This is a genomic window from Paenibacillus sp. OT2-17 (genome assembly GCF_009827695.1).
Taxonomy (GTDB): Bacteria; Bacillota; Bacilli; order Paenibacillales; family Paenibacillaceae; genus Paenibacillus; species Paenibacillus polymyxa_B.
The window spans coordinates 1-1,894 of the sequence record NZ_WUDQ01000658.1 but is presented as its reverse complement, the minus strand read 5'-3'; the positions used below and the strand labels follow the sequence as shown (position 1 = coordinate 1,894).

At 43.5% G+C, this 1,894-nt stretch carries 3 protein-coding genes; all 3 read right to left on the bottom strand.

Going from position 1 to position 1,894, the window contains the following annotated elements; genetic code table 11:
• On the bottom strand, window positions 1–233 hold a 233-nt coding region (locus tag GRP75_RS25800), incomplete at its 3' end, for an accessory gene regulator B family protein (protein ID WP_237449199.1).
• Between the two features lie 4 nt (window positions 234–237).
• On the bottom strand, window positions 238–870 hold the full coding sequence (locus GRP75_RS25795; protein ID WP_023988153.1) for a hypothetical protein: 633 nt from the start codon (window positions 868–870) through the stop codon (window positions 238–240).
• A 171-nt stretch (window positions 871–1,041) separates the two neighbouring features.
• Window positions 1,042–1,894, bottom strand: an 853-nt coding sequence (locus tag GRP75_RS25790; protein WP_160790751.1) for an acyltransferase family protein, incomplete at its 5' end; no start/stop codon positions are given.

Sequence of the window (1,894 nt, the reverse complement as noted above, 5' to 3'; positions counted from 1 at the left end):
CATGCCATGCCCGTTTTCAAATGAATGCCTCCTGATATTTGGCGCAGCAGGGCGAAAGCGACGAGAATCATTACAGCCTCTACCATCCGCCCCGTGAAGATTGAGGCGAATAGTGTTAACACGATGATCATGGACGCATTCAGAATGAGAGCAAGTGCGTATTTAAGTACCGCGACAGAGGCCGGATGATCAGGCACAGTACGTTTGATCTGGTTAGCAAGTTTGAAAGCCATCGCTTCAATCATCCCGGTATTCCTTTCCGATTGCATAATAGATGAAAAATCCCGAAACCAGTGCAAAAAATATCATATTTAACCATACCTCGTTATAGTAGAGCACAATAGAAGTTGAAATGAGCGACAAGATAATCAGCGTGATGACAATGCCATATTCCTCTTTGAACTTTAGCTTCTTGAAATTAGGGGAAAAGCCGATCCCTTTTCGATACAACATCAATGAAATAAGCAGTCCTACTGCCGCGCTTACCACTTGTAGCAGATAGCCCTTCAAGGACCCATCCTGCAGCTCAGAAACCGGAAGGTTGCCGAACATGACTTTTAGGAATACCGACTGAACAACGGCATATGCAAAATAACCTGTAACCGTCATAATACCGGACCACACAATCGGAATCTTCACGACCGTAGCAAGTAAAAAAATAAAAAGCAGCATATTTACGACAGGCACCAAATACGAAAAGGAAAACTCCTCTCGGAGCATATAACTTTGCAAATTCATAATCAGGTTAACAAAAATGGCCTGCCATAGATAAGGGGTCATTTTAACTTTAAAAATACTCAAAATCAGCGCAAAAACAGCTACTCCCTCAAGCGTGGAGAAAAGCAAAAAGCCGATTGGCTTCAAAAGCATGCGTGCATCTCCTTTACAATTCCAACAAACCTCATCGGTGTATTCAAAAACTTGGATGTACATCGAATATAAAGGGCTGGGAGCTACTTTTCAAGAGGTCTTTTCAATTATTTCATAGATTTATTCAAGCACTTCAACCAAATGTTATCGGATGCTGTTTCAAGTTGCAGCTTAGGCAACACTTTCTTTGACCGAATCTCCCTGCTTGTGCACAGACTTCATACGTGAGATAAGCTTTTTCCCCCAACGGATGCCGGGCTGTTCAATCCACGAGTAGGTAAACCAGGATAGTCCGATGGTGAATAGCAACGTCATGATAAACATAAGTGTGAGGCTGACTAGGGGAGCAAAAGGTAGTTTAACCTGTACGATTAGTCCCAGAACCAGCATATGCGTCAAATACATGCTGTAACTAAGACGGCCGATCCATGACCACACCCGATTAAGCAGCCAGATCGGCTGCCAGTGATACAAAGCATACGCTCCCAGCAGCAACCCGATACCTATGAGATAATCGGTCATACCTCCAAAAAATGCAAATAGCACAGAAACCAGCAGCCAACCTCCACTGACCCGGTCTATACTTTTCCAATGCCGCTCGTCTTTCCAAATGAAAAACAACAATATACCTAGTCCAAAGACAGGCAATTGATTCGGAAACCATAAATACAGATAGTGCCCCCATAAAGAGTGATCATTAATCCATGGATATTGAGCAAATACCGCATTTAGCCCAAAGCTTACCACAAGTGCCATCACAACAAACCAGGTCGCATGGCGGATTGATCGGATCAGCTTAAATAATAGGGGGATAAACAGATAAAACATACATTCCACCGCAATGGACCATTCCACACCAATAATGCTGTTGATCCAGTACGGATTCAGACCATTCAAAAACAGGAAATGAGCTGCGATATTGGCGGCAGTGACTCCCTCCTGATCTCCAAGCCAAAATCGTGGACCTGTCCCGTTCACAACCAAATAGATTCCTAACATCACGTAATACAAAGGAGCAATCCGA

Bases quoted from the DNA above. Each gene is read 5' to 3' on its own strand.
- GRP75_RS25795 (WP_023988153.1), bottom strand. From the start codon at position 870: ATGCTTTTGAAGCCAATCGGCTTTTTGCTTTTCTCCACGCTTGAGGGA.